General features: G+C 64.9%; 21 protein-coding genes and 1 pseudogene. 11 read left to right on the top strand and 11 right to left on the bottom strand.

Features of this window, described 5'->3' with window-relative positions:
* The first annotated feature begins 245 nt into the window (after positions 1 to 245).
* Together CV770_RS27135 and CV770_RS27140 are read left to right on the top strand one after the other, a co-directional pair.
* On the top strand, positions 246 to 650 hold the full coding sequence (locus tag CV770_RS27135) for a DUF2946 family protein (protein WP_201760060.1): 405 nt from the start codon (positions 246 to 248) through the stop codon (positions 648 to 650).
* A gap of 147 nt (positions 651 to 797) precedes the next feature.
* Complete coding sequence (locus CV770_RS27140; protein ID WP_104464557.1) at positions 798 to 3,167, top strand: TonB-dependent receptor; 2,370 nt, start codon at positions 798 to 800, stop codon at positions 3,165 to 3,167.
* Between the two features lie 107 nt (positions 3,168 to 3,274).
* On the opposite strand, the gene CV770_RS27145 is transcribed toward CV770_RS27140, so the two are convergent.
* The 3 genes from CV770_RS27145 to CV770_RS27155 all read right to left on the bottom strand — a co-directional run bounded on the left by CV770_RS27145 (position 3,275) and on the right by CV770_RS27155 (position 5,025).
* Positions 3,275 to 3,757 (bottom strand): GNAT family N-acetyltransferase, encoded by a 483-nt coding sequence (locus CV770_RS27145; RefSeq protein WP_104464558.1) that lies wholly within the window; start codon positions 3,755 to 3,757, stop codon positions 3,275 to 3,277.
* Between the two features lie 106 nt (positions 3,758 to 3,863).
* A complete protein-coding gene (locus CV770_RS27150; RefSeq protein WP_104464559.1) occupies positions 3,864 to 4,382 on the bottom strand; it encodes a GNAT family N-acetyltransferase in 519 nt (172 codons plus the stop codon).
* A 151-nt stretch (positions 4,383 to 4,533) separates the two neighbouring features.
* The gene (locus tag CV770_RS27155) at positions 4,534 to 5,025 is read right to left on the bottom strand and encodes an NUDIX domain-containing protein (protein WP_091956103.1); all 492 of its coding nucleotides are present in this window, start codon (positions 5,023 to 5,025) and stop codon (positions 4,534 to 4,536) included.
* A gap of 107 nt (positions 5,026 to 5,132) precedes the next feature.
* Here CV770_RS27155 and CV770_RS27160 point away from each other — a divergent pair, with 107 nt between their 5' ends.
* A complete protein-coding gene (locus tag CV770_RS27160; protein ID WP_104464578.1) occupies positions 5,133 to 6,014 on the top strand; it encodes a metallophosphoesterase family protein in 882 nt (293 codons plus the stop codon).
* 120 nt (positions 6,015 to 6,134) lie between these two features.
* Here the strand turns inward: CV770_RS27160 and CV770_RS27165 are convergent, their stop codons facing one another.
* The 3 genes from CV770_RS27165 to CV770_RS27175 form a co-directional block, all read right to left on the bottom strand.
* Entirely contained in the window at positions 6,135 to 6,689 is a 555-nt protein-coding gene (locus CV770_RS27165; RefSeq protein ID WP_104464560.1) for a hypothetical protein, read from the bottom strand.
* A gap of 197 nt (positions 6,690 to 6,886) precedes the next feature.
* A complete protein-coding gene (locus CV770_RS27170) occupies positions 6,887 to 7,096 on the bottom strand; it encodes a DUF4170 domain-containing protein (protein WP_018323282.1) in 210 nt (69 codons plus the stop codon).
* Positions 7,097 to 7,126: 30 nt separating this feature from the next.
* Positions 7,127 to 8,761 carry an isocitrate lyase gene (locus CV770_RS27175; RefSeq protein WP_091956350.1) on the bottom strand — a complete coding sequence of 545 codons (1,635 nt, stop codon included), beginning with the start codon at positions 8,759 to 8,761 and terminating at the stop codon, positions 7,127 to 7,129.
* 230 nt (positions 8,762 to 8,991) lie between these two features.
* On the opposite strand from CV770_RS27175, the gene CV770_RS27180 reads away from it, so the two are divergent.
* Positions 8,992 to 10,437, top strand: a complete 1,446-nt coding sequence (locus CV770_RS27180) for a helix-turn-helix domain-containing protein (RefSeq protein ID WP_091956105.1) — start codon at positions 8,992 to 8,994, stop codon at positions 10,435 to 10,437.
* Between the two features lie 145 nt (positions 10,438 to 10,582).
* On the opposite strand, the gene CV770_RS42765 is transcribed toward CV770_RS27180, so the two are convergent.
* On the bottom strand, positions 10,583 to 10,876 hold the full coding sequence (locus CV770_RS42765; protein WP_014497428.1) for an antibiotic biosynthesis monooxygenase: 294 nt from the start codon (positions 10,874 to 10,876) through the stop codon (positions 10,583 to 10,585).
* Between the two features lie 229 nt (positions 10,877 to 11,105).
* Between CV770_RS42765 and CV770_RS27195 the strand changes: the two genes are divergently transcribed.
* Both CV770_RS27195 and CV770_RS27200 read left to right on the top strand, forming a co-directional pair.
* The gene (locus CV770_RS27195; RefSeq protein ID WP_201760061.1) at positions 11,106 to 11,906 is read left to right on the top strand and encodes a hypothetical protein; all 801 of its coding nucleotides are present in this window, start codon (positions 11,106 to 11,108) and stop codon (positions 11,904 to 11,906) included.
* A gap of 176 nt (positions 11,907 to 12,082) precedes the next feature.
* A complete protein-coding gene (locus tag CV770_RS27200; protein WP_018323278.1) occupies positions 12,083 to 12,439 on the top strand; it encodes a hypothetical protein in 357 nt (118 codons plus the stop codon).
* A 155-nt stretch (positions 12,440 to 12,594) separates the two neighbouring features.
* Here CV770_RS27200 and CV770_RS27205 read toward each other — a convergent pair whose 3' ends face one another.
* The gene (locus tag CV770_RS27205) at positions 12,595 to 13,236 is read right to left on the bottom strand and encodes a tetratricopeptide repeat protein (RefSeq protein ID WP_104464562.1); all 642 of its coding nucleotides are present in this window, start codon (positions 13,234 to 13,236) and stop codon (positions 12,595 to 12,597) included.
* Positions 13,237 to 13,373: 137 nt separating this feature from the next.
* Positions 13,374 to 14,309, bottom strand: coding sequence for a zinc metalloprotease HtpX (gene htpX, locus CV770_RS27210; protein WP_091956108.1), 936 nt, complete (start codon positions 14,307 to 14,309; stop codon positions 13,374 to 13,376).
* A 283-nt stretch (positions 14,310 to 14,592) separates the two neighbouring features.
* Here htpX and CV770_RS27215 point away from each other — a divergent pair, with 283 nt between their 5' ends.
* The 5 genes and pseudogenes from CV770_RS27215 (at position 14,593) to CV770_RS27235 (ending at position 21,211) form a co-directional block, all read left to right on the top strand.
* A complete protein-coding gene (locus CV770_RS27215) occupies positions 14,593 to 15,963 on the top strand; it encodes an HlyD family secretion protein (protein ID WP_104464579.1) in 1,371 nt (456 codons plus the stop codon).
* Positions 15,960 to 17,900 carry a glycosyltransferase gene (locus tag CV770_RS27220; protein WP_104464563.1) on the top strand — a complete coding sequence of 647 codons (1,941 nt, stop codon included), beginning with the start codon at positions 15,960 to 15,962 and terminating at the stop codon, positions 17,898 to 17,900. The genes CV770_RS27215 and CV770_RS27220 overlap by 4 nt, the downstream gene beginning before the upstream one ends.
* A 116-nt stretch (positions 17,901 to 18,016) precedes the next feature.
* Complete coding sequence (locus tag CV770_RS27225; RefSeq protein WP_104464564.1) at positions 18,017 to 19,318, top strand: lytic murein transglycosylase; 1,302 nt, start codon at positions 18,017 to 18,019, stop codon at positions 19,316 to 19,318.
* A gap of 108 nt (positions 19,319 to 19,426) precedes the next feature.
* Positions 19,427 to 19,931: pseudogene (locus CV770_RS27230) on the top strand (DUF1993 domain-containing protein).
* Positions 19,932 to 20,110: 179 nt separating this feature from the next.
* Positions 20,111 to 21,211, top strand: a complete 1,101-nt coding sequence (locus tag CV770_RS27235) for an alkene reductase (protein ID WP_091956112.1) — start codon at positions 20,111 to 20,113, stop codon at positions 21,209 to 21,211.
* Between the two features lie 236 nt (positions 21,212 to 21,447).
* Here CV770_RS27235 and CV770_RS27240 read toward each other — a convergent pair whose 3' ends face one another.
* Together CV770_RS27240 and CV770_RS27245 are read right to left on the bottom strand one after the other, a co-directional pair.
* A complete protein-coding gene (locus CV770_RS27240; RefSeq protein WP_026202903.1) occupies positions 21,448 to 23,190 on the bottom strand; it encodes an ABC transporter substrate-binding protein in 1,743 nt (580 codons plus the stop codon).
* Between the two features lie 130 nt (positions 23,191 to 23,320).
* Positions 23,321 to 23,650 carry a DUF2160 domain-containing protein gene (locus tag CV770_RS27245; RefSeq protein WP_104464565.1) on the bottom strand — a complete coding sequence of 110 codons (330 nt, stop codon included), beginning with the start codon at positions 23,648 to 23,650 and terminating at the stop codon, positions 23,321 to 23,323.
* Positions 23,651 to 23,655 lie beyond the last annotated feature (5 nt).

Consider the following 23,655-nt stretch of genomic DNA (forward strand, 5'->3'; position numbering starts at 1 on the left):
GTGTGGCACCCCCCTCCCTGCCCCTCCCCACAAGGGGGGAGGGAACGGAGAGAGCAAACGCTGTCCGCTGAACTGGACTTGAATCCATCGTGCTCTAGTTGCCCGAACGACACATCGGGCCGGCTGCCTGCACAGGCAGACCCGCCCCGCCGTTGACATCCGCCGACCTATCGCGCGATGTTACATTATAACGTCGCGACGTCAGGGAATTGATGTGCCGCGACGTAGGGGTAGCTTTTTTCCAGATGAAGTGGTTCCGGTCGAATATCAGGCACGGTACCCGGCTCGCGTTGTTCGCGATGCTGGTGCAGTTCGCGCTGACGTTCGGGCATAGCCACTGGTTCGCGCAGGCTGCGCCGCTTGCCCAGGCTTCGCTCCAGCAGACCGATAGCGCCAACGGCATTGCTGCGAGCGACCGCGCCGCGGTCCAGAAGCAATCGCCCGCCGCTCCCGACCGCGAGCATCCCGGCGAGGACAATTGCGCGATCTGCGCCGTCGTCGCGATGGCGGGCACTGTCATTTCGGCAACGCCGCCCGTGCTGCTGCTGCCGCAGGCGATCGAGCTGCTCCACCGCACCACTGATGCCGAATTTCTCCATCTGAAATCGGCCGGCACGGCGTTCCAGCCGCGCGCCCCTCCCGCGTCCTGACTCTCAACATCGCTTGATCACGCCCGGGCTCGCCGCGCATCGGCAATGCCCGGGAGACGTTGAAGTCGAATTCCGTCGCGCCGCGACGGCAGGCCGCCTCCGATCAGCACACAATCACGCGGACGGCGCCTGACTGGAATCAGGACCATGTCATTCAAATTGCGACGCGCGCAGCGTCTTGGCGGAGCAAGCCTGCTCCTGCTCGGCGCCGCCGCCACGCCCGCTTTCGCCCAAACGCCTGCGCAAGACAAATCGTCGACCGAGATCCCCGCCGTCACCGTGACGGCGCCGAGCCCCATCGTGCGCAGAGCGGTGGTGCCGACGCGCAATCCGGGCCGCGGCACGCGGACCGCGCGGGTGCGCAGCCGCCAACAAGCTGCGGAAGCAGAGCCGGCAGCCTCCGTGCCCGCCGCGCCTCAGCAGGGCGTGCTGCCTGTTGTGACCAACCAGTTCGCGACGGTCACGGTGGTGCCGAACGAGGAGATCCGCCGCGAGGGCGGCGGCCAGCTCGGCGATCTCCTGTTCTCCAAGCCGGGCATCACCGGCTCGAGCTTCGCACCCGGCGCATCCAGCCGGCCGATCATCCGGGGTCTCGACGTCAACCGCGTCGGCATCGTCGAGAATGGCACCAATTCGAACGGCGCGTCAGATCTCGGCGAGGATCATTTCGTCCCGATCGATCCGCTCGCGACCAACCAGATCGAAGTGGTGCGCGGGCCCGCCGCCCTGCGCTACGGCTCGACCTCGATCGGCGGCGTCGTCAGTGCCACCAACAACCGGATTCCGGATGCGGTGCCGTCCTGCGCGCCGTCATTCCAGGCTTACGGCCTGCCGACCAAGGCGCCGCTAGCGACCGCCGCGACCTCGCCTTGCGTCACCGCTGAGACCCGCACCGCGTTCTCTTCGGTCGACCGCGGCGTCGAAAGCGGCGTACTGCTCGACACCGGCGGCGGCAATTTTGCGTTCCACGCCGACGCCTATGGCCGCACGACCTCGGACTATTCCATCCCGAGCTATCCCTATCTCAACGATCAGTCGCGTCCCGTGAACGGCCGCCAGCCGAACTCGGCGACGCGCTCGGACGGCGCCTCGATCGGCGGCTCCTACTTCTTCCAGGGCGGCTATATCGGCGCGTCGATCACGCAGAACGACTCGCTCTACCATATCCCCGGCATCGACGGCGCCGACCACCGCACGCGGATCGACGGCCACCAGACCAAGATCAACGTCAAGGGCGAGTATCATCCCGACGCCGCCGCGATCGACGCCGTCCGCTTCTGGGCCGGCGCGACCGATTACCGCCACAACGAGATCGGCCTTGCCGATCCCGCCGACCTCAACAGCGACGGCATCAGGCAGACCTTCACCAACAAGGAGCAGGAAATCCGCACCGAGGTGCAGCTGATGCCGTTCAACGCGCGCTTCGCCGAAGTGACGACGGCGCTGGGCTTCCAGGTCGGACATCAGGAATTGAGCGCGCCGAGCCCAGACAATCCCGGCACGCTGTTCAACGGCCTGTGGGATCCGAACAACAGCACGCGCGTTGCCGGTTACGCCTTCAACGAGTTCAAGTTCACGGAGGCGACGCGGGCGCAGATCGCCGGCCGCATCGAGCATGTCGAACTCCACGGCACGACGCCGGACTTCCCGGCCGATTATCTGCCCGACGGCACGCCGCAGGCGGCGATCGCGCGCAATCCGTCCTTCACGCCCAAGAGCGGCAGCATCGGCCTGCTGCAGGATCTGCCGGGCGGCATGGTCGGCAGCATCACCGCGCAATATGTCGAGCGCGCGCCAAAGGCGGCCGAGCTGTTCTCGCGCGGCGGCCATGACGCGACTGCGACCTTCGACATCGGCAATCCCAACCTCACCATCGAGACCGCAAAATCGGTCGAGCTCGGCGTGCGCAAGGCGACGGGGCCGTTCCGCTTCGAAGCGACGGTCTACTACACGCATTTCGACAATTTCATCTATCGCCGCCTCACCGGGGTGTCCTGCGATGACGACTTTGCCTCGTGCGGTACGCCGGGCGCCGAGCTGAACCAGGCGGTGTATTCGCAGCGCAATGCCAATTTCCGCGGCGGTGAATTCCAGTCGCAGCTCGACGTCGGCGCGTTCCAGGGCGGCATCTGGGGCATCGAGAACCAGCTCGATTTCGTCCGCGCCACCTTCAGTGACGGCACCAACGTGCCGAGGATTCCCCCCATGCGAATGGGTGGCGGCCTGTTCTGGCGCGACGACAACTGGCTGATGCGCGTCAACCTCTTGCACGCCTTCGCGCAGAACAACGTTGCCGTGATCGCGGAGACGCCGACGGCGGGCTACAATCTGTTGAAGGCCGAGGTCAGCTACAAGACCAAGCTCGACCGCAACTGGTTCGGCGCGCGCGAGATGATGGCCGGCATCGTCGGCAACAATCTCCTCAACGAGAACATCCGCAACTCGGTGTCCTACACCAAGGACGAGGTGTTGATGCCCGGCATCGGCGTGCGCGCGTTCGCGAACTTCAAGTTCTGACGGTGATTAAGCCGGGGCCCGCGAGCCCCGGCTTGACGGTCATTAAGGCGCGGCCGCGCGCGTCATTGACAGCATCGTAGCCCGGATGAAGCGCAGCGAAATCCGGGCTACGGAATCTGCGCGAGCCGCTTCTCGAAGCGCCACTGATCCACGGGGAAAGGCCCCTTCGAAGTTTCCGACATCATCACGAAGGCGCCGGCGTTGCGCCAGCCGCTCTTCTCGTAGAACCGGGCGGCGCGCATGTTGCCGACCGCGCAGGCGAGCCACGCCAGCCCCACACCACGCGCGGCGAGTCGTGCTTCCGCATCGGCGATCAGCGCCGCAGCCACGCCCGTCCCGTGGGCGGCTGGCGACACGAAGAGCTGGTACAGTTCGTCGCCCTTGAGGGCGCACAAGCCGAGCGGCGCACCGGAGGGGCCGACGACGCAGATGTCGGTAAGCATGACCGCGAGACGATCGCGAAAGCTCGCCAGTGTACGGAGGCGGACCAGCTCGGGCGGCGCAAGATGCGCATGCGACCCGTGCCAGGCATCGTGCCACAGAAGCGCGAGGTGATCGATCTCATTGGGATCGGCGGGACGCACCTGCATTGTCGACTCCCGTAGCCCGGATGGAGCGCAGCGCAATCCGGGACAGTGCACCTGCGGCAACAGGTTTCCCGGATTGCGCTGCGCTCCATCCGGGCTACGAACCAGCCTACCCTGCCCGCGCCTTGCTCCAATCCGGGCCGACCGGGCCCGACACGCCTTCGAAGGCGCCGTCGACGAGCTCGAACACCAGGATGCGGGCGGCGTCGACCGGCCCGGGCATGGTGACGCGGCCTTTCGGGACCGGCTTGAAGCCGACGCGGCTGTAATAGGGCTCGTCGCCGACGAGCAGCACGAGGCGGTGACCTTTCGCCTTCGCGTCCTTTAGCGCGCGCTCCATCAGCAGACGGCCGACACCGCGGCCGCGGAACGGCGGCTCGACCGTCAGCGGCCCGAGCAGCAGCGCCGGCGTCTCGCCGACCAGCACCGGCAATTGCCTGACCGAGCCGACCAGCAGCGTGCCGATGCGCGCGGTGAAGGACAATTCGAGCACATGGTCGACGTGCTCGCGGATCCGGTAGGCGCTGAGGACGAAGCGGCCGGGACCGAAGGTACGTTCGTGCAGCCGCTCGATCGACTGGGCATCGCCAGCGGCCTCGGGGAGAATGGTCAGTGAAAGATCGGTCATGTCAATTCGCGGGATAGCACCTGAACGCAGCGCGGTCCATCGGGCAACAAGGCGCTCAGCTCCTTTTCAAGGTCGATGGGAGACGTGTTCTGAAACCCTCGGCTTGCATTCGTTCAACTCCCAAATCCTGACGCACCAGCACAGGCCGCCCTCAGCGCCACGTCGCAATCGGGGGCTTGCCGTCCAGCACTTCGGCGATCCGCAGCCGCGTCCCTCGCGTGGTGCCCTCGGGCAGCGCCGTGAGCGCGAAGAACCCGCACTCGACGATCTCGCGGTTGGGCTCGGGCTGGCGGTCCTGCCTGAACTGCCTGACGACGTAGACCGCGACGTGGTCGCGGCGGGAGACGTGGCTGTTGAGGAAGATGCCGTGCAGTACGGCCTCGCCGGTGAGGTCGATGTCGCCCTCCTCCTTGAGCTCGCGCCGCATCGCCTGCTCCATGCTCTCGCCGTGGTCGACGCCGCCGCCGGGCAGGTACCAGCCGCTGACGTAGCTGTGCCTGACCAGAAACACCCGATTCTCGGCATCCAGCACCACGGCGCGGACACCGAGCGTCATGCCGCGGACGATGAGGAAATAGGCGTGGAAGACTCGCCGAAGCAGCGGCTCGAATTTTCGTCGAATACGGTCCAGACGATCTCCCATCAGGCTTCCTTGAGGCCGCTGTCCCGGCCCCGCTTGCACAGTCCTCGCGACCTTGCCATTACAACGTAGCAATAGCGAGGCAATCGCACGCCATGACTCCCAACACGCTGGCCCCCTTCACGCTCGCCCATCTGTCCGATCCGCATTTAGCGCCCTTGCCGAAACCGCGGCTGATCGAGCTCGCCGGCAAGCGCGTGCTCGGCTACGTCAACTGGACGCGCAACCGCCACAAGTACCAGCGCCGCGAGGTGCTCGATGCGCTGGTCGCCGACATGAAGGCGCAGGCGCCCGACCACATCGCGGTGACGGGCGATCTCGTCAACCTCGCGCTGGAAGCCGAGTTCGCCCCTGCCCGCGCCTGGCTCGAGGGCGTCGGCCCGCCCGACCGCGTCACCACGATTCCCGGCAATCACGACGCCTATGTCCGCGCCACCTCGCATCGCTTCGGCGAAACGTTTGCGCCCTATCTTGCCGGCGACGACGGCGGCATCGGCTTTCCGAGCGTGCGCCGGCGTGGGCCGCTCGCGCTGATCAGCCTGTCCACGGCGGTGCCGACCCTGCCGCTGATGGCGACGGGCACGCTCGGGCGCGATCAGCTCGACTCTCTTGCAGCAATGCTCGAACGGCTCGCGGCCGAGGACGTCTTCCGCGTGCTGCTGGTGCACCATCCCCTGAAGTCCGATGCACGGCAGAAGCGGATGACAGATTCGGCCGCGCTGCTGGCGCTGCTCAAGCGCCACGGCGTCGAACTGATCCTGCACGGGCACGACCACATTCATTCGACGATGTGGTTCGAGGGTCCCAACGGCAACATTCCCGCGCTCGGCGTGCCCTCGGCCTCCGCGCTCGCGCACGGGCGCTATCCGGCCGCGGCCTACAACCTTTTCACGATCGAGAAGGACAATGCCGGCTGGCGCTGCGAGCAGACGGTGCGGAGCCTTGGGGCTGGGTTTCAGATTGGGCAGATCAAGCATGTAAGGTTGATTTAGACCCGATGTCATTCCGGGGCATGCGAAGCATGAACCCGGAATCTATCGGTCCGCACTACGTGACGATGAATGGATTCCGGTTCGCGCTTCGCGCGCCCCGGAATGACGACGGAGAGAAATTCACCAGCTCCGCAAGGCCGCCAGCACGGCGAGGCCGAACAAGGCGGCGGCGCCGAGCACGAAGCCGAACACGAACGGCCACAGGCGCGAGCGGCGCGGCGGCAGCGCGACCGCGGGCTTCGGTTCGGGCGGGACCACCATCGCATGCTCGCGCTCGACCATGCGGCGCGCGACATAGTCGGTGACGGCCTCGACGATCACAGCGGTGTCGTGCGATTCGGCGAGCACGATACGGCCGAAGCGGGTGTCCTGGACGAAGCGGTACATCCGCTTGTCGCGCCCCATCACGATGTGGGCGACGACGTCGATCCAGAGTCTGGGCGTATCGCCCTGGCTGATGCCGCGGTCGAACAGATCGATCCTGTCAGGCACCTGCGCGAACAGGGGATCGAGCGCGTCGTTGAGGATCTCAAGCCGCGCCACCTCGGCGTCCCTGAGATCGACGACGACGCCGGTCCGGTCGGCGGCCTCGATGCGCGCGCGCAGCAGCGCATCGCGCAGCCGCACCGGGCGTGGCTGGCCGGGATGGGTCCCGCTGGTCTCGGGCTCTGACATTGTCGGCCTCGTCCTCGACTTTCCTCCATTAACCTATCAGCAACCACGAGGCCCGCAAAGGGCCCATAATTCCAGAGACTTACGGCACCCACAGGCGATTGACCTGTGCCAAAAACAGACGATCCCACCCAGGCAGAGCCTGGATGAGACCATCCGTCCTTGGACGTCTTCTTAATTCAGGTCGGCAGCCAGGCCCTTTAGGCCGAGACGCGCGACGGTTCTTCCACGATGGAGAAGCGGACGCCGGCCTTGTGGCGGTTCTCTTCCGAGACCGTGCGCCAGGCGTCCTCGGCCTCCTTGCGGGTCTTGAACGGACCCTGCACCTGGGCAGAGCCTTCCACGAGCTTGTGGAAGTTCATCGAACCGAACTCGCCGCCGATCACCCAGAAATTGCTGCCTTTGGTCATTGTCAGTCTCCTGTCCAATAGCGTGCTGCGTTAGCCGAACTGGTTCATCGTGTTGTGGGCGCCGCCCGCCTTCAGGGCTGCCTCGCCGGCGAAGTATTCCTTGTGGTCGTCGCCGATGTCGGAGCCGGCCATGTTCTGGTGCTTGGCGCAGGCGATGCCCTGACGGATCTCGGCGCGCTGGACGTTCTTGACGTAGCCGAGCATGCCCTGGTCGCCGAAATACTCCTTCGCCAGATTGTCGGTCGAGAGCGCCGCCGTGTGGTAGGTCGGCAACGTGATCAGGTGATGGAAGATGCCGGCACGCTTGGCCGAATCCGCCTGGAAGGTGCGGATGCGCTCGTCGGCTTCCTGCGCCAGCGGCGTATCGTCGTATTCCGGCTTCATCAGCTCGGCACGGTTGTACTTGCTGACGTCCTTGCCGGCTTCCTTCATCGCGTCGTAGACCTGCCAACGGAAGTTCAGCGTCCAGTTGAAGGACGGCGAGTTGTTGTAGGCCAGCTTCGCATTCGGAATGACCTTGCGGATGCGATCGACCATCTTGGCGATCTGCTCGATATGCGGCTTCTCGGTCTCGATCCAGAGCAGGTCGGCGCCGTTCTGCAGCGAGGTGATGCTGTCCAGCACGCAGCGGTCTTCGCCGGTGCCGGGGCGGAACTGATACAGATTGGAGGGCAGCCGCTTCGGACGCATCATCTTGCCGTTGCGGTTGATGATGACGTCGCCGTTGCGGGCGTTCTCCGCGGTGATTTCCTCGCAATCGAGGAAGCTGTTGTACTGGTCGCCGATGTCACCGGGCTTGTGGCTGACGGCGATCTGCTGCGTCAGGCCGGCGCCGAGCGAGTCGGTGCGGGTCACGATGACGCCGTCCTCGACGCCGAGCTCGAGGAAGGCGTGGCGGCAGGCGCGGATCTTCGCGATGAACACTTCGTGCGGCACGGTGACCTTGCCGTCCTGGTGGCCGCACTGCTTCTCGTCGGAGACCTGGTTCTCGATCTGCAGCGCGCAGGCGCCCGCTTCGATCATCTTCTTGGCGAGCAGGTAGGTCGCCTCGGCGTTGCCGAAGCCGGCGTCGATGTCGGCGATGACGGGGACGACATGGGTCTGGAAGTTGTCGATCTTCTCGATCAGCTCCTTCTCCTTCGCCTTGTCGCCTTCCTTGCGGGCGGCATCCAGGCTGCGGAAGATGTCATTGAGCTCGCGCGAGTCGGCCTGGCGCAGGAAGGTGTAGAGCTCTTCGATCAGCGCCGGCACCGAAGTCTTCTCATGCATCGACTGGTCGGGCAGCGGGCCGAACTCGGAGCGCAGCGCCGCGATCATCCAACCCGAGAGATACAGATAGGTGCGATCGGTCTTGCCGCCGAAGTGCTTCTTGACCGAGATCAGCTTCTGCTGGGCGATGAAACCGTGCCAGCAGCCCAGCGACTGGGTGTACTTGGTGGGGTCGTTGTCATAGGCGGCCATGTCGGCCCGCATCAAGGCCGCGGTGTAGCGGGCGACGTCGAGGCCGGTCCTGAAGCGATTCTGCAGGCGCATGCGTGCGACGGCCTCGGCCGTCACCCCGTTCCAGGTCGGCTGGGTCTTGAGGAGCGCTTGGGCCGCCTCGACCTCGTTCTGATACGAACCCGGGCCCTGAAGGGTGCTGATGCCGCGCGGCTGGTAGTTCATGTGCCTGATCCTTTCGCTGACGAAGGCGATAGCTGCCATCGACATTCTTGACAGTGCATTGCGAGATGCGTGTCAGGAGCTAAACGCGAAAACAGAAACTTCGTATAGATGGCTTGTTTTTTATTGGTGATGTCATGTAACATCAGAACATGTAATAGATGTTATTTTGTAAATCTTGTAAAAATTATAGGTCAGCTAGACTGTCCTTAATGTGCATGGAGTCCTGAGAAATGCCCGCCAATTCCGGCAAGAAACTCTTCGTCGGCCCGCGGTTCCGCAGGATCCGGCAGCAACTGGGGCTGTCGCAGACCCAAATCGCCGAGGGGCTCGGGATCTCGCCGAGCTATGTCAACCTGATCGAGCGCAACCAGCGCCCGGTGACGGCGCAGATCCTGCTGCGGCTGGCCGAGACCTATGACCTCGATTTGCGCGACCTCGCCACCGCCGACGAGGATCGCTTCTTCGCCGAGCTCAACGAGATCTTCTCCGATCCGCTGTTCCGCCAGATCGACGTGCCCAAGCAGGAGCTGCGCGACCTCGCCGAGCTCTGCCCCGGCGTTACCCATGCGCTGCAGCGGCTCTACGCCGCCTATACCGAGGCGCGTCAGGGCGAAACGCTGGCGGCGGCGCAGATGGCCGACCGCGACGTCGGCACGCGCTATGAGGCCAATCCGGTCGAGCGCGTGCGCGAGCTGATCGAGGCCAACCGCAACTATTTTCCGGAGCTCGAGCAGGCCGCGGAGGCCCTTCGCGATGAGCTGAACGTGCCGGCCGAGGGGCTCTATGCAGCGCTCGCGGCGCGGCTGCGTGAAAAGCATTCGATCCAGACCCGCGTCATGCCGGTCGACGTGATGCGCGAGACGCTGCGGCGTTTCGATCGCCATCGCCGCCAGTTGCTGATCTCCGAGCTGGTCGATCCGCCCGGCCGCGCCTTCCAGCTCGCCTTCCAGCTCGGCCTCGGTGAATGCGCGCAGCATCTCGAGAGCATCATCGGCCGCGCCGGACCGCTCGACGACGCGCCGCGCCGACTGTTCCGCATCACGCTCGCCAACTATTTTGCAGCGGCCGTGATGATGCCCTACCCCGCGTTCCTCGCCGCGGCCGAGGCCCTGAATTACGACATCCACGTGCTGGCGCAACGCTTCAATTCCGGCTTCGAGCAGGTCTGCCACCGTCTCACCACTTTGCAGCGGCCGAATGCGCGCGGAATTCCGTTCTTCCTGCTCCGCGTCGACAATGCCGGCAACGTCTCGAAGCGCTTCTCCTCCGGCACCTTCCCGTTCTCGAAGTTCGGCGGCACCTGTCCGCTGTGGAACGTGCACTCGACCTTCGACACGCCGGATCGCCTGCTCAAGCAGGTGATCGAGCTGTCCGACGGCACGCGCTATTTCTCGATCGCGCAGATGGTACGCCGCCCCGTCGCGCCGCACCCGCTGCCGCAACCCCGCTTCGCCATCGGGCTCGGCTGCGAGATCCGTCACGCCGCGCGCCTGACCTACGCCGCCGGCGTCGACCTGGAGAAGACCGAAGGCACGCCGATCGGCGTCAACTGCCGCCTCTGCGAGCGCGAAAACTGCGCCCAGCGCGCCGAGCCGCCGATCACGCGCACGCTGATTTTGGACGAGACGACGCGGCGGGTGTCGAGCTTCGCGTTCTCGAATGCGCGGGAGTTGTAAGGGGCACTCTCTCCTCCGTCATGGCCGGGCTTGACCCGGCCATCCACGCGCTTCAGCGTGCGAGGAAAGACGTGGATGCCCGGGACAAGCCCGGGCATGACGACCGAATATGCGGCCGCTGCTCGCCACTATCGCAAACAAGGCCCTACGCCAGCGTATGCACGATCACCGGCCCCGCAGCCGCGCTCGCATGCCCCGCAAGCAACGGCCCGAGATCCTTCTCGATCCAGGCGATCGCGCGCCGGTTCGCCTCCTCCGCCTGCTCGAACTTGTCGAAGATCGAGATCGCGGTCACCGTGTCGTCGCCGGCATAGACGACGTAATAGGCGCGGAAACCGTCGACGTCGCTGATGATCGGAACGGCGCCGTCCTTGATGCGGCGCGCCAGCTCTTCCGCGCTCCCGCTTTTCGCCTTGGCCTGACGGATGGCGGCATACATGGCATCCTCCTACCGGCTGTCTCGATTTACGGGCCTGGTGCCCGGACTGGATGTTACGCCGAAGTGCGGCACCAATCCACGCTTGGTTAACCCCACCCTAATCCCCCGCAGCGATCTGCAACCAACGGTTAAGCACGCCTCAACATCGGTGCCTTAGTCTTGCCCCACTCACTTTTCGCAAACAACGGTGGCCTATTCTGCCGGGCGAAGTGACATCAGGGGGTTCATCATGCGCATTGCGTTGCTGTTGACCGCAACCATTGTCGGCGCGCTCTTCGCCAATCCATCCCAAGCCGGATCGCTCGACGCCAATGCAGCGCAGTCGCTGCCGCCGGGCTTCCAGAGCTACCGCGGCTACATGTTCGACCTGTCGGAGAACTCCGACCGCAAGGATGTCGACAAGCTCACCGACAATCTGAAGAGCCAGATCGACGCGGTCGAGGCGGCCGGCCTGTCGCCGCGCGTGCTGCGCTTCTTCCGCACCGTGCCGATCATCGCCAGCGAGCTCGCCTGCCTTGACGAAGGCGCCGCCACCGCCTGCTACGGCCGCGTCGCTCCCAACGTCGAACGCCGCGTGCCGCGGACGCTGACGGTCTGGGACCACGACAAGCAGCGCTGGACCAATCCGAACGCCGTCGACCTCGCGGTCGATTCGGGCCTCGGCGTGATCATGCTGCGGCCGGACATGATGCGCTACGAAAAGGAGGCGGTGCTGCTGCACGAGTTCCTGCACGCCTATCACGCGCGGCTGTTGCCGGACGGCTACGCCAACAAGGGCGTGATCGCCTACTTCGCCCTTGCCAAGTCCAAGGACTTGCTCCCCAAGGAATCCTATGCGTTGAAGAACCCCATGGAGTTCTTTGCCGTGACCGCCAGCATCTTCCTGGCCGGAAAGAGCGAATTCCACGATCCGAAGTCGCGCGAGACGCTCAAGGAGAAGATGCCGGACTATTACAAATACCTGGTCGGCGTGTTCGGCTTCGACCCGGAGCCGGCGGCGGCAAACGGCCCGGTCGCCTCGCTGAAGTGAGGCGAACGTAGAGCTGCATTAGCCACATCAGCCAAAGAGCCGCGCGAAATGCGCGGCTTTTTTGTTTTGCAGGCCGGAAGCTGCGGATGACGCCCAGGCGGGAATTGCCAAGGCGGGGCCCGATCTGCATAGTCCCGCCCGCATCGAGACCCATTTTTCGAAGAGGATAGAACAACATGGCGGACGCCGACCTGGATGTCGTGATCCGGCAACTGGCCAGACAGCTGCATACGGGCCTGATGACCCGCGCCAAGGAGCGGCGGGATCGCTTCAACGGCCTGGCGGCCAAGGCCAAGGGCAAGGAGACCGGCGACCGCTTCAAGATGATGGCCAAGGCCACCATGGAGCAGGCCACTGCCGCCGCCAAGCGCCTGCAGATGTCCGCTGACAACGTCGCCGACAGCTACGCGCGCTCAATGCGGCTTGCCGCCAGCACCCCGGTTGCGGCGAAGGTCGAGAAGAAGGCGAAGGAAGAGAAGCCGGCAAAGAAGGCCGCGAAGGCAAAGAAGGCCAAAGCCAAGAAGGCGAAGTAGGCGGATGAGGAGTATCCCTCCGCACAATCAGCGCCGTAGGTTGGGCAAAGCGAAGCGTGCCCACGCGTCTGTTGCCGTATTGTAGAGATCGTGGGCACGGCCCAAGGGCGCCTTTGCCCACCCTGCGATTCCAGGATTCGGTGGATAGAGCCCCCTCACCGCCTCGGCACTGACACCTGCGTCGGCTCGGCGCTGGCGAGCTCAGCGAGCCTGGCGCGCGCGGCTTCGCGGGTGCGGCCGTCCTTGCCGGCCGGCAGCGCCAGCGCCGCCTCGAAATCGGCGCGCGCATCATCGGCCTGGCCACGGGCGAGGAACGCCAGGCCACGGTCGAGGCGGGCCTGGGCGTCCGAGGGGTCGAGGCGAACCGCCGTGTTGTAGCTCAGAATCGCGCGGTCGAGATCGCCCGTGGCGGCGAGCGCGAGACCGCGCTGGTGATAGGGCGCAGCGCGCTTGGGATCATGCGCGATCGCCTCGTCATAGTCGGCGATGGCGAGTTCGAGATCGCCGCTCTGACGGCGCGCGAGCGCGCGGTCGCGATAGAGCGAGGCGCGATTGGGATTGAGGTGAATGGCCTCGTTGAAATCGGCGACCGCCCGCCTGAAGTCGCCATGGCGCAGCGCGATCCGTCCGCGCCCCTCATAGGCAAAGGCGATCAGCGAGCCGCGCAGCGGCGAGAAGCCGATCACGGCCGAGCAGATGTCGGGATCGTCCTCGTCGCCGCAATTGACGACCATGTGCGTGGACAGGCCGACGAGCACGCACAGGACGATCAGCAATGGTACGGCAGCTCTGGTCATCTTCGACGGTGGCCGGCAGCGAGCCGGTCACGCATCCCCTTTCGAAGGAAGTGTCTCGTCGGGGTCTTAACACCGGCTCCGACGATCCTGTGTGCGCCAGGTCACAAAGCCGACCGCAAATTGCCGCAGGTACCATATCAGCCCCAGGGACCACGCGAGGACGAGCGCCCCCATGGGCCGCGCGGCGGATAGTTCTCATTGGCGCCAACCGACGGCGCCGGCCGCGTGCCGAGCTCGGCCGCGAGCTGCTGAAGCGCCGCGATGCGGTTCTGCGTCGAGGGATGGGTGGCGAACAGATTGTCCACGCCATGGCCCGACAGCGGATTGATGATGAACATGTGCGCGGTCGCGGGGTTTCGCTCGGCCTCATAGTTCGGCACCTGATGCGCGGCGCCCTCGATCTTCACCAGCGCGGAAGCCAGCCACATCGGCTGCCCCGCGATGCGCGCACCGAGATTGTCCGCGGCATATTCGCGGGTGCGGCTGATCGCCATCTGCACCAGCATGGCGCCGAGCGGGGCGAGGATCATCATCAGGATCGAGCCGACGATGCCGAGACCATTGTTGTTCTCGCGGTTGCCGCCGAAGAACATGCCGAACTGCGCCAGCATGGAGATCGCGCCGGCGATGGTCGCAGTGATCGTCATCAGCAGCGTGTCGTGATTCTTGATATGGGCGAGCTCGTGCGCGATCACGCCGGCGAGCTCCTCGCGGCTGAGCTGGCGCATCAGGCCGGTGGTGACGGCGACGGCGGCGTTTTGCGGATTGCGGCCGGTCGCGAACGCGTTGGGCTGCGCCTCATCCATCAGGAACACGCGCGGCATCGGCAAGCCTGCCCGGCCCGCAAGTTCCGCGACCAGCCCGACCAGCTCCGGTGCGGTCGAACGATCGACCTCATGGGCGCCGTACATCGAGAGCACCATGCGGTCGGAGTTCCAGTAGGTGAAAAGATTCGTTGCCGCGGCAATGACGAGCGCGATCATGGCGCCGGAGGCGCCGCCGATCAGATAGCCGACGCCCATGAACAGGGCGGTGAGGCCTGCGAGCAGCATTGCGGTACGAAAATAGTTCATGGCCGTCTCCCAAGGCGGCCGCGGGCGAACCTCTGGCCGGCACCCCGGAGGTATGAATGCTGCCCGCTACCGCAAGGTTCGTGCGTCGCCCGGCCGCACATTCCATCGTGGCGTCAGCCTTTCCCGCGCCGCTAAAGCTTGAGCGGGATTTGCGGAAAAACACCCGCAGACGTTTAGCAACCTGGAAAGCGCAATCGCGGCTTAATTCGTGGTAACCGGGCACGCCGCACGGTCGCGGCGCATTGACCGGTTCCGTTGGCACCCCGTCAGCAAGGTGACCGTCATGATGGACCGCTCGAGCGCCGCTTCCGTCGATCCCGCATCTGCTCCCTCCCCTCACGACGCCAAGATTGACGCCAAGATCGACGCGAGGACTGACGCGAAGGGTTTGCAGGAGGCGCTGTACGAGCAGATGTTCGCCAATGACGAGCCCGGCCCCGCACCCGATGCGCAGACACAGCCGGAATCGCAGCGGCGCTGGCCACATCTGAGGCGCGGCGCGAAGATCGCGATCGGACTTGCCCTCATCGCCATTTTCGGCTGGCTGCCGCTGCGCGCGGTCTGGGAGTATTCGAGCGTCGAGGCCGTGTTGAATTCCCGCCTCGTCACCCTGCGCACGCCGATCGGCGGCCGTGTGGCAGCCGCGCAGCGCTTGACCGATCAGGCCAGGCTCGACGCCGGGACCGTGGTCCTGCGCGTGGTCAACCCGCGCGGCGATCGCACCCGGCTCGACGATCTCCGGCGGCAGAAATCGCGCCTGGAGAACGAGCGGCCGAGCCTTGCCGCCAAGCTTGCCTCGGCCCAGGTAGCGCAAAAGGACCTGGCGCGGCAGGCGACGCAATTCCGCGACGGGCGCGTGCTCCAGCTCGAGGCCCGGATCGCCGAGATCCAGACCTCGATCGAGGCCGCCGCAGCGCGGCGGGAGGAAGCCAGTGCCGCGGTCGACCGCGCATCCTCGCTGGCAAAATCCGGCAATGTCTCGACCGTCGAGCTGGCACGGCTGACGCGCGAGCTCTCCGTGTCGCAGCAGATCGAGCTCGGTGCGCGCAAGCGGCTGGACGCGGCCAAGGTCGAGCTTACCGCGGCACGGAACGGCTCCTTCCTCGGCGACAGCTACAACGACCGGCCGAGCTCGGTGCAGCGCGAGGAAGAGATGCGCCAGCGTGCCGGCGACCTCGAGGCCGACCTCGCACGCACCGACACCGAGATCGCCTGGCTCGCCAGCGAGATCATCACCGAAGAGGTTCGCTTCGCCGATCTGTCCGAAGCCAACATCACGACACCCGTCACAGGGCGCGTCTGGGAGATGATGACCTCGCCGGGCGAGGACGTGCAAGCCGGCCAACCGCTGCTCAAGGTGCTCGATTGCAGCGGCGCCGTCATCACCGCGAACGTCACCGAGAACGTCTACAACCGTTTGCAGCTCGGCGACCACGCGACCTTCGAGCCGAACGACGGCGGCGCAGCGATTTCCGGCACCGTGGTCAACCTGACCGGCGCCGCCGGCGCGCCCGCCAATCTCGCCATCAATCCCGACGCGCTGAGCAAGGAGCCCTATCGCGTGACGGTTGCGCTCGGTGATGGCGCTGCCCACGCCTGCACGGTGGGACGCACCGGCCGCGTGGTGTTTGCAAGGCAAGAGACCGCGCCGTGACGACGGCGCTGACGCCCGGCCTGATTGCGCTCGGCGCCTTCATGGCGATCGTGCCGCTGCTCAGGCGCGACAGCACGATGGCACGCTCGTTCCTGGCCATCGTGTCACTCGTTTTCCTGCTCCGCTATCTCCATTGGCGCGTCACAGCGACTCTCCCGCCGCCTCATCTGACCGCGGATGCCGTGATCGGCTATCCCTTCATGCTGCTGGAAGCGGCCTCGCTCGTCGCGGTCAGTTTGTCTCTGCTGTTCCTGAGCCGAACAATCGATCGTTCCAGATCAGCCAGGATCGATAGCCGCGCCTTCGATCCGGGCGCGCCGCTGATCGACGTGTTCATCTGCACCTACAACGAGGAACGATCGATCCTCGAGCGCACGATCATCGGCGCGACCGGCATGACGTACGGCAACTACCGCGTCTGGGTGCTCGACGACGGCCGACGGCCCTGGCTGCGGCGACTCACGGGTGAACTCGGCTGCCATTATCTCACGCGGCCCGACAACCATCACGCCAAGGCCGGCAATATCAATCATGCGCTCCGACATGTCGGTGCGATGCCGAAGCCGCCGCAATTCGTGGCCATCCTCGATGCGGACTTCGTGCCGCGGCCCGACTTCCTGGCGCGGACCATCTCGCTCATGGACGATGCTTCGGTCGGGGTGGTGCAGACGCCGCAGCACTTCATCAATCCCGACCCGATCCAGAGCAACCTTGCTGCAACCGACGTTTGGCCGGACGAGCAACGCTTCTTCTTCGACATCCTGCTGCCGGCGAAGGACGCCTGGGGCGTCGCATTCTGCTGCGGCACCTCATCGCTCATTCGCTACGACGGACTGATGCTGATCGGCGGATTTCCGACCGATTCCGTCACTGAAGACTATCTCGTCACCCTTCGCCTGAAGGAACGCGGCCTCAACACGATCTATCTCAACGAGCGGCTGACGATCGGGCTCGCGCCGGAAGGGTTGAAGGAATACATCACCCAGCGCGCCCGCTGGTGCCTCGGCTTGATGCAAATCGTGCGCGGCCGCAGCGGACCGCTGTCGAGGGAGTCGAAGCTCTCCTTCATCGACCGACTCTCGCTGGTCGATGCTTTCATGAGCTGGTCCGCGGTCTACACGTCGAAGGTGGCGGGCCTCGTGGTGCCCTGGCTGTTCCTGCTCTTCGGCATCAAGGCGGTCCGGGCCGACCTGAACGAGCTGCTCCAGTTCTTTCTGCCGTTCTATGTCTGGCACAGCCTGAGCATGGCCTGGCTGTCGCACGGCCGCTCGCTGGCCATGATGACGGACGTGTCGCAACTCATCGCCGCGCCCGCAGTGCTGAAGGCGGTGGCAACCGGTCTGCTGAAGCCGAAAGGACACAAGTTCAAGGTCACGGCGAAAGGCGGGAACCGGGACAGGAGATTTGTCGAATGGCCGCTGCTGCGGCTCTATGGCTGCGCGCTTCTCATCACGCTCGCCGCCATCGCCTACGCCTTCATCCTGCACCTGCGCGGCGAGAACATCGCCTACGGCGGGCTGGCCCTGACCTGGAGCCTCTACAACGCGTTCATCCTCACCGTGGTCTGCTTCGTCTGCATCGAGCAACCGCGCAAGCGCAAGGCGGAGCGTTTTGATCGCAATGAGACGGTGCTGCTGCGCCAGCACGGCAAGTCGCATCTCGCGCGGCTCGCCGACATCTCGATCACCGGCGCCCGCCTGATCGATCCCGATCCGCCGCACCCCGGCAGCGCGATCGAATGCCGGATCTATGGCCGCCCGATCGCCGCGGTCGTGGTGCGGCGGACCGCGGATGGATTCGCGGTGCGTTTCGAGGAAGGCATGGATACACGCGTGCATGCGATCAGGGCGTTCTATGCCGGCGAGTATGTTCGCGCCTATCAGGGCGTCAGGGCGCTCCCGGTCGGGAAAGCGCTGCTGATGCGGCTGTTCGGCTAGGCCGGCATCCACTCGCATTCCATATGCTGGCATGGCACGGAAAGGATGGCCTGAGGCCATCAGTTCACCTAAACTTCGGGCGAATCCACGCCTGCCCCTTCCCCACCGGAACCCCTATGGTCCAGACCCGATTTCTGATCGCGGCCGTCGCGCTCCTCGCATGCTCCGCCACCGCCTCCGCCCAGTTCGTACCGCCGCCCGCCAAACCCGTGGCGCCCAGGACCACCGCAGCCTCGCCGCGTGCGGCGTCGTGCCACAACGGTGCGAGCTTCGATCGCTTTCTCGCCGACGTGAAGCAACAGGCTGTGGCCGGCGGCGTATCGCAGCGGACGATCGCGGAGGCCTCGCCCTACCTCGTCTACGACCAGGGCATCGTCAACCGCGACCGCGGTCAGCGCGTGTTCGGCCAGCTCTTCACCGAATTCGCCGGACGCATGGCGGCGCCCTATCGCATGCAGAACGGGCAGCAGCACATCAAGCAATACGCTGCCGCGTTTGCACGAGCCGAAAAGGAATATGGCGTGCCGCCGGCGGTGATCGCCGCGTTCTGGGGGCTGGAGAGCGACTTCGGCGCCAACATGGGAAATCTGCCGACGCTGAAATCGCTGGTGTCGCTCGCCTATGACTGCCGGCGCTCGGAGATGTTCGTGGGCGAGACCATCGCCGCGTTGAAGATCATCGACCGCGGCGATCTGCATCCCGACGAGATGATCGGCTCCTGGGCCGGCGAGCTCGGGCAGACCCAGTTCCTGCCCGTGCATTACGGCAGCTACGCTGTCGACTATGACGGCGACGGACGGCGCGACCTGTTGCGGTCGCCAGCCGACGTGATCGGCTCGACCGCGAACTACATCGCCAACGGCCTGAAGTGGCGGCGCGGCGAGCCGTGGCTGGAAGAGATCAAGGTGCCGCAAAACCTGCCGTGGGATAAGACCGATCTCACGGTACGAGAGCCGCGCTCGACATGGGCGCAGCTTGGCGTCACCTATCCCGATGGCCGGCCGCTGCCGAATGATAATCTCGCAGCCTCCGTGCTGCTGCCGATGGGACGCAATGGTCCGGCCTTCATGGCGTACCCGAATTTCGCGGCCTACACCGAGTGGAATAACTCGCTGATCTATTCGACCACCGCAGGCTATCTCGCCTCGCGCATTGCAGGTGCCGCGCCGATGCGCAAGCCGACGGCGCCGGTGGCGCAGCTGCCGTTCAACGAGCTCAAGGAATTGCAGCAACTGCTGGTGCGTGCAGGCTTCAATGTCGGCAAGGTCGACGGCGTGCTGGGCCAGCAGAGCCGCGCGGCCGTCAAGGCGATGCAGATCAAGCACGGCCTCCCGGCCGATTCCTGGCCGACCGCCGACCTGCTGGCGCGCATGCGCGGCGCCACGGCGCAGGCGCAGCCGGCGGGGATGGTGAGGTAGAATTTTCGCACTGCACAAGCCGCTTCCGCGATTGTATTTTTCCGTGAGCCTCCCATGTGAGTAGCTCAGGTTTTCTCCTGAGATTTCCCATTCACAAGCGAGCATCACATGTCCCTCTACGACGCGGCCGTCCCCGCCTATTTGCAAATGCTGAACAGCCTCACCGGCCTGCTCACCAAAGCCGAGGCGCATTGCGCGGCCAAGGAAGATCGACCCCAGTGTCCTGCTCGGCTCGCGCCTCTTCCCGGACATGCTGCCGCTGTCGAAGCAGGTCCAGCTCGTCAGCGATTTCGCCGCCAAGGGCTGCGCCCGGCTGACCCATAGCGAGGTGCCCTCGACGCCCGACACCGAAACCAGCTTTACGGAATTGAAGCAGCGGCTGGCCAAGACCATCGACTATGTGAAGTCGTTCAAGCCCGAGCAATTCGAAGGTGCCGAGACCAAGGACGTCACCTTCCCCGCCGGCCCCGACAAATCCATCACCATGAAGGGCCAGCAATTCCTGAGCGCGTTCTCGCTGCCGAACTTCTATTTCCACGCCACGACCGCCCACGGCATTTTGCGCCACAACGGCGTCGAGATCGGCAAGCGGGATTTTATGGGCGCGAACTGATTTGCGAAATTGCACGGCCGTGGCAGTCGTAATCCACTGTCACGGCCAAAATCGCACATGAATTATGCTACGCGGGCCCCGTCGCGTAGCTCGCCTGCACTTTCCGTATGGCTTCTCCCTTGCGCCTGATGTCGCGATGCACAAGTGTTCGGGACCTCACACCCCTGGAAGCATTCCCCATGAGCCGTTCGACCAAATTGTTTGAGACCTACAAGCTCGGCCCGATCACGCTGGCCAATCGTCTCGTCATGGCCCCGCTGACGCGCAACCGCGCGGTGCCCGGTACTTTCGTGCCCGGCGTACTCGCCGCCGACTATTACGGCCAGCGCGCCTCGGCCGGCCTCCTGATCACCGAAGCAAGCCAGGTCTCGCAGCAGGGTCAAGGCTACCAGGACACTCCCGGCATCTATTCGAAGGAGCAGGTGGCCGGCTGGCGCAAGGTCACCGACAAGGTCCATGCGCGCGGCGGCAAGATTTTCATCCAGCTCTGGCATGTCGGCCGCATCTCGCATGTCGACCTGCAGGCGGGTGGCGCAGCCCCGGTGGCACCGAGCGCGATCCGCGCCAAGGGCAAGACCTTCGTGAACGGCGGCTTCGCCGACGTCTCCGAGCCGCGCGCGCTCGAGTTCTCCGAAATCCCCGGGATTATCGACGATTTCAAGCGCGCCACGAAGAACGCGCTGGAGGCCGGCTTCGACGGCGTCGAGATTCACGGCGCCAACGGTTATTTGCTTGAGCAGTTCGCCAAGGACGGCGCCAACAAGCGCACCGATGCCTATGGTGGCTCGATCGAGAACCGCGCGCGGCTGATGCTGGAGGTGTCCAAGGCCGTTGTGGCCGAGGCCGGTGCCGACCGTACCGGCATCCGCATCTCGCCAGTGACGCCGGCCAACGATATCTCGGATTCCAACCCGCAAGCCCTGTACGACCATATCGTCGACGGCCTCAGCGCGCTGAAGCTGGTCTATCTCCATGTCGTCGAGGGCGCCACCGGCGGCCCGCGCGACATCGCGCCGTTCGATTATGCATCCTTGCGCAAGCGCTTTGCCGGCGCCTATGTCGCCAATAACGGCTACGATTTCGATCTCGCCACCAAGGTGCTGGACACCAATGCGGCCGACCTCATCGCCTTCGGCAAACCCTTCATCTCCAACCCCGACCTTGTCGAGCGGCTGAAGCAGGGCGCAGCGCTGAACGACTGGGACAAGAACACGTTCTACGGCGGCAGTGCGAAGGGTTACACGGATTACCCGACGCTGGCGGCCGAGCCGGCGGAGTAAGGGAGCATCCATCCACACAAGCCGCTGTTATGCCCCGCCTAGTGCGCAATTGCGCACGGGGGCGGGGCATCCAGTACGCCGTGACCTCTCGGTTCGATCACAACCGTCTCTGGAATACTGGATTGCCCGCCTTCGCGGGCAATGACATCGAATGTGTGGACGCGCTTGTGCCAGAAGCGCAAAGAAAAAGGCCGGGATCGCTCCCGGCCTTTCGATTTGGTGACGCTACGCGCCGCTTACTTCGCTTCCGCGCGCTTGGGCGGGGTGGCCGGCCACGACTTGATCAGGGTGTCGTAGTCGACGGTCTCGCCCTTCGGCTTCTCGTTGGCGAGCTTGCGCTGCGGAGCAATGGTGCCGTCCTTCTGGGCCTTGGCGAACCAGTATTCGGCCGTCTCCTTCTTGTGCAGCTTCGGACCGCAGGCGCCCTGCACGCCGGACTTCTCCAGGCGCTCCATGACGGAGTCCTGAGCGGCGGCCAGCGCGTCCATCGCCTGCTGCGGGGTCTTCGCACCGGACGACGCATCGCCGATGTTCTGCCACCACAGCTGCGCGAGCTTCGGGTAGTCGGGCACGTTGTTGCCGGTCGGGGTCCACTGCACGCGCGCGGGCGAGCGGTAGAACTCGATCAAGCCGCCGAGCTTCGGCGCACGCTCGGTGAACGACTTGTCCCAGATGTCGGATTCACGGATGAAGGTGAGACCGACATGGCTCTTCTTCAAGCTCACCGACTTCGAGATGATGAACTGGAGATAGAGCCAGGCCGCCTTGCGGCGATCCGCCGGGGTCGACTTCAGCAGCGTCACGGAGCCGGCGTCCTGGTAGCCGAGCTTCATGCCTTCCTTCCAGTACGAACCGTGCGGCGAGGGAGCCATACGCCATTTCGGCGTACCGTCCGCGTTCATCACGGCGATGCCCGGCTTCACCATGTCGGCGGTGAAAGCGGTATACCAGAACATCTGCTGGGCGATGTTACCCTGCGCCGGCACCGGGCCTGCTTCGGAGAACGTCATGCCCTGCGCCTGCGGCGGCGCGTACTTCTTCAGCCACTCGAGGTACTTGGTGATCGAGTAGACCGCGGCCGGACCGTTGGTGTCGCCACCACGCTCCACCGAGGAGCCGACGGGACGGCAGCCTTCCATGCGGATGCCCCATTCGTCGACCGGCAGGCCGTTCGGAATGCCCTTGTCACCGTTGCCGGCCATCGACAGCCAGGCGTCGGTGAAACGCCATCCGAGCGAGGGGTCCTTCTTGCCATAGTCCATATGGCCGTAGACCTTGACGCCGTTGATCTCCTTGATGTCGTTGGTGAAGAACTCGGCGATGTCCTCATAGGCGGACCAGTTCACGGGCACGCCGAGCTCGTAGCCATACTTGGCCTTGAACTTGGCCTTGTAGTCGGCGTTGGTGAACCAGTCGTAGCGGAACCAATAGAGGTTGGCGAACTGCTGGTCGGGCAGCTGATAGAGCTTGCCGTCCGGCCCCGTGGTGAACGACTTGCCGATGAAGTCGTTGACGTCGAGCATGGGATCGGTGACGTCCTTGCCCTCGCCGGTCATGTAGTCCGACAGCACGACGGTCTGGCCGTAGCGGAAATGCGTGCCGATCAGGTCGGAATCGTTGATCCAGCCGTCATAGACGTTCTTGCCGGACTGCATCTGGGTCTGCAGCTTCTCGACGACGTCACCTTCCTGGATGAGGTCGTGCTTGAGCTTGATGCCGGTGAGCTCGGAGAACGCCTTGGCCAGCGTCTGCGACTCATATTCGTGAGTCGTGATGGTCTCGGAGACGACGTTGATCTCCATGCCCTTGAAGGGCTCGGCGGCCTTGGCGAACCACTCCAGCTCTTTCTTCTGGTCTTCCTTCGACAGCGTCGAGGGCGTGAATTCCGCGATCCACTTCTGGATCACGGCGTCGTCGGCGGCGCGGACCGGCGCCGAGACGGCGAACGACACCGCAATGATGGCGGCGGCGCTGGACATGGTCAGAAAGCTATTCTTGGTCAATGGGCCTTTCCTTCTCCTAAACTGTCGCATGTTGTTCCTCCGTTGCAGCGACAAACTTTTATACAGACCCGGATTGCCCCCGGATCTGGCCGTCCCTTCGCGAGCTTCAGACCGTGCAAAAAATGAGCACGGCCGTGACCAGCGAAATTCCACTTGCGAGCCACAGGCGCGAGATTTCAACGCCCTCCTCGCCGATCGGCAGTGTTGCGATCGCATCGGTGCCGAAGAAGCCGATCCAGAGAAGGTGGATGACCGCCGCCGATATCAGCGAGATGAACAGGCGGTCGCCGCGCGTGGTCGGAATTCGGAGCACGCCGACGCGCTCGGCTTCGGGATAGACCGCCGCAAGCCACGTCATCACGGCGAGCGTGCAGGCCAGCGCGGCGAAGAAGATCGCCGTCGGCAGCGTCCAGGCCATCCATGCGATCGATTCCATTGATG

The sequence above is a fragment of the Bradyrhizobium sp. AC87j1 genome (assembly GCF_002936975.1).
In the GTDB taxonomy this organism is placed as follows: Bacteria; Pseudomonadota; Alphaproteobacteria; order Rhizobiales; family Xanthobacteraceae; genus Bradyrhizobium; species Bradyrhizobium shewense.

Excerpts from the sequence above, each read along its gene's own strand:
- CV770_RS27150 (WP_104464559.1), bottom strand. The coding sequence starts at position 4,382 with ATGACCGATCTTTCACTGACCATTCTCCCCGAGGCCGCTGGCGATGCC.
- CV770_RS27165 (WP_104464560.1), bottom strand. The coding sequence starts at position 6,689 with ATGTCAGAGCCCGAGACCAGCGGGACCCATCCCGGCCAGCCACGCCCG.
- htpX (WP_091956108.1), bottom strand. The coding sequence starts at position 14,309 with ATGAACTATTTTCGTACCGCAATGCTGCTCGCAGGCCTCACCGCCCTG.
- CV770_RS27180 (WP_091956105.1), top strand. The coding sequence starts at position 8,992 with ATGCCCGCCAATTCCGGCAAGAAACTCTTCGTCGGCCCGCGGTTCCGC.
- CV770_RS27245 (WP_104464565.1), bottom strand. The coding sequence starts at position 23,650 with ATGGAATCGATCGCATGGATGGCCTGGACGCTGCCGACGGCGATCTTC.
- CV770_RS42765 (WP_014497428.1), bottom strand. The coding sequence starts at position 10,876 with ATGTATGCCGCCATCCGTCAGGCCAAGGCGAAAAGCGGGAGCGCGGAA.
- CV770_RS27145 (WP_104464558.1), bottom strand. The coding sequence starts at position 3,757 with ATGCAGGTGCGTCCCGCCGATCCCAATGAGATCGATCACCTCGCGCTT.
- CV770_RS27135 (WP_201760060.1), top strand. The coding sequence starts at position 246 with ATGAAGTGGTTCCGGTCGAATATCAGGCACGGTACCCGGCTCGCGTTG.
- CV770_RS27225 (WP_104464564.1), top strand. The coding sequence starts at position 18,017 with ATGGTCCAGACCCGATTTCTGATCGCGGCCGTCGCGCTCCTCGCATGC.
- CV770_RS27170 (WP_018323282.1), bottom strand. The coding sequence starts at position 7,096 with ATGACCAAAGGCAGCAATTTCTGGGTGATCGGCGGCGAGTTCGGTTCG.
- CV770_RS27195 (WP_201760061.1), top strand. The coding sequence starts at position 11,106 with ATGCGCATTGCGTTGCTGTTGACCGCAACCATTGTCGGCGCGCTCTTC.
- CV770_RS27240 (WP_026202903.1), bottom strand. The coding sequence starts at position 23,190 with ATGTCCAGCGCCGCCGCCATCATTGCGGTGTCGTTCGCCGTCTCGGCG.
- CV770_RS27175 (WP_091956350.1), bottom strand. The coding sequence starts at position 8,761 with ATGAACTACCAGCCGCGCGGCATCAGCACCCTTCAGGGCCCGGGTTCG.
- CV770_RS27140 (WP_104464557.1), top strand. The coding sequence starts at position 798 with ATGTCATTCAAATTGCGACGCGCGCAGCGTCTTGGCGGAGCAAGCCTG.
- CV770_RS27155 (WP_091956103.1), bottom strand. The coding sequence starts at position 5,025 with ATGGGAGATCGTCTGGACCGTATTCGACGAAAATTCGAGCCGCTGCTT.
- CV770_RS27205 (WP_104464562.1), bottom strand. The coding sequence starts at position 13,236 with ATGACCAGAGCTGCCGTACCATTGCTGATCGTCCTGTGCGTGCTCGTC.
- CV770_RS27215 (WP_104464579.1), top strand. The coding sequence starts at position 14,593 with ATGATGGACCGCTCGAGCGCCGCTTCCGTCGATCCCGCATCTGCTCCC.
- CV770_RS27235 (WP_091956112.1), top strand. The coding sequence starts at position 20,111 with ATGAGCCGTTCGACCAAATTGTTTGAGACCTACAAGCTCGGCCCGATC.
- CV770_RS27200 (WP_018323278.1), top strand. The coding sequence starts at position 12,083 with ATGGCGGACGCCGACCTGGATGTCGTGATCCGGCAACTGGCCAGACAG.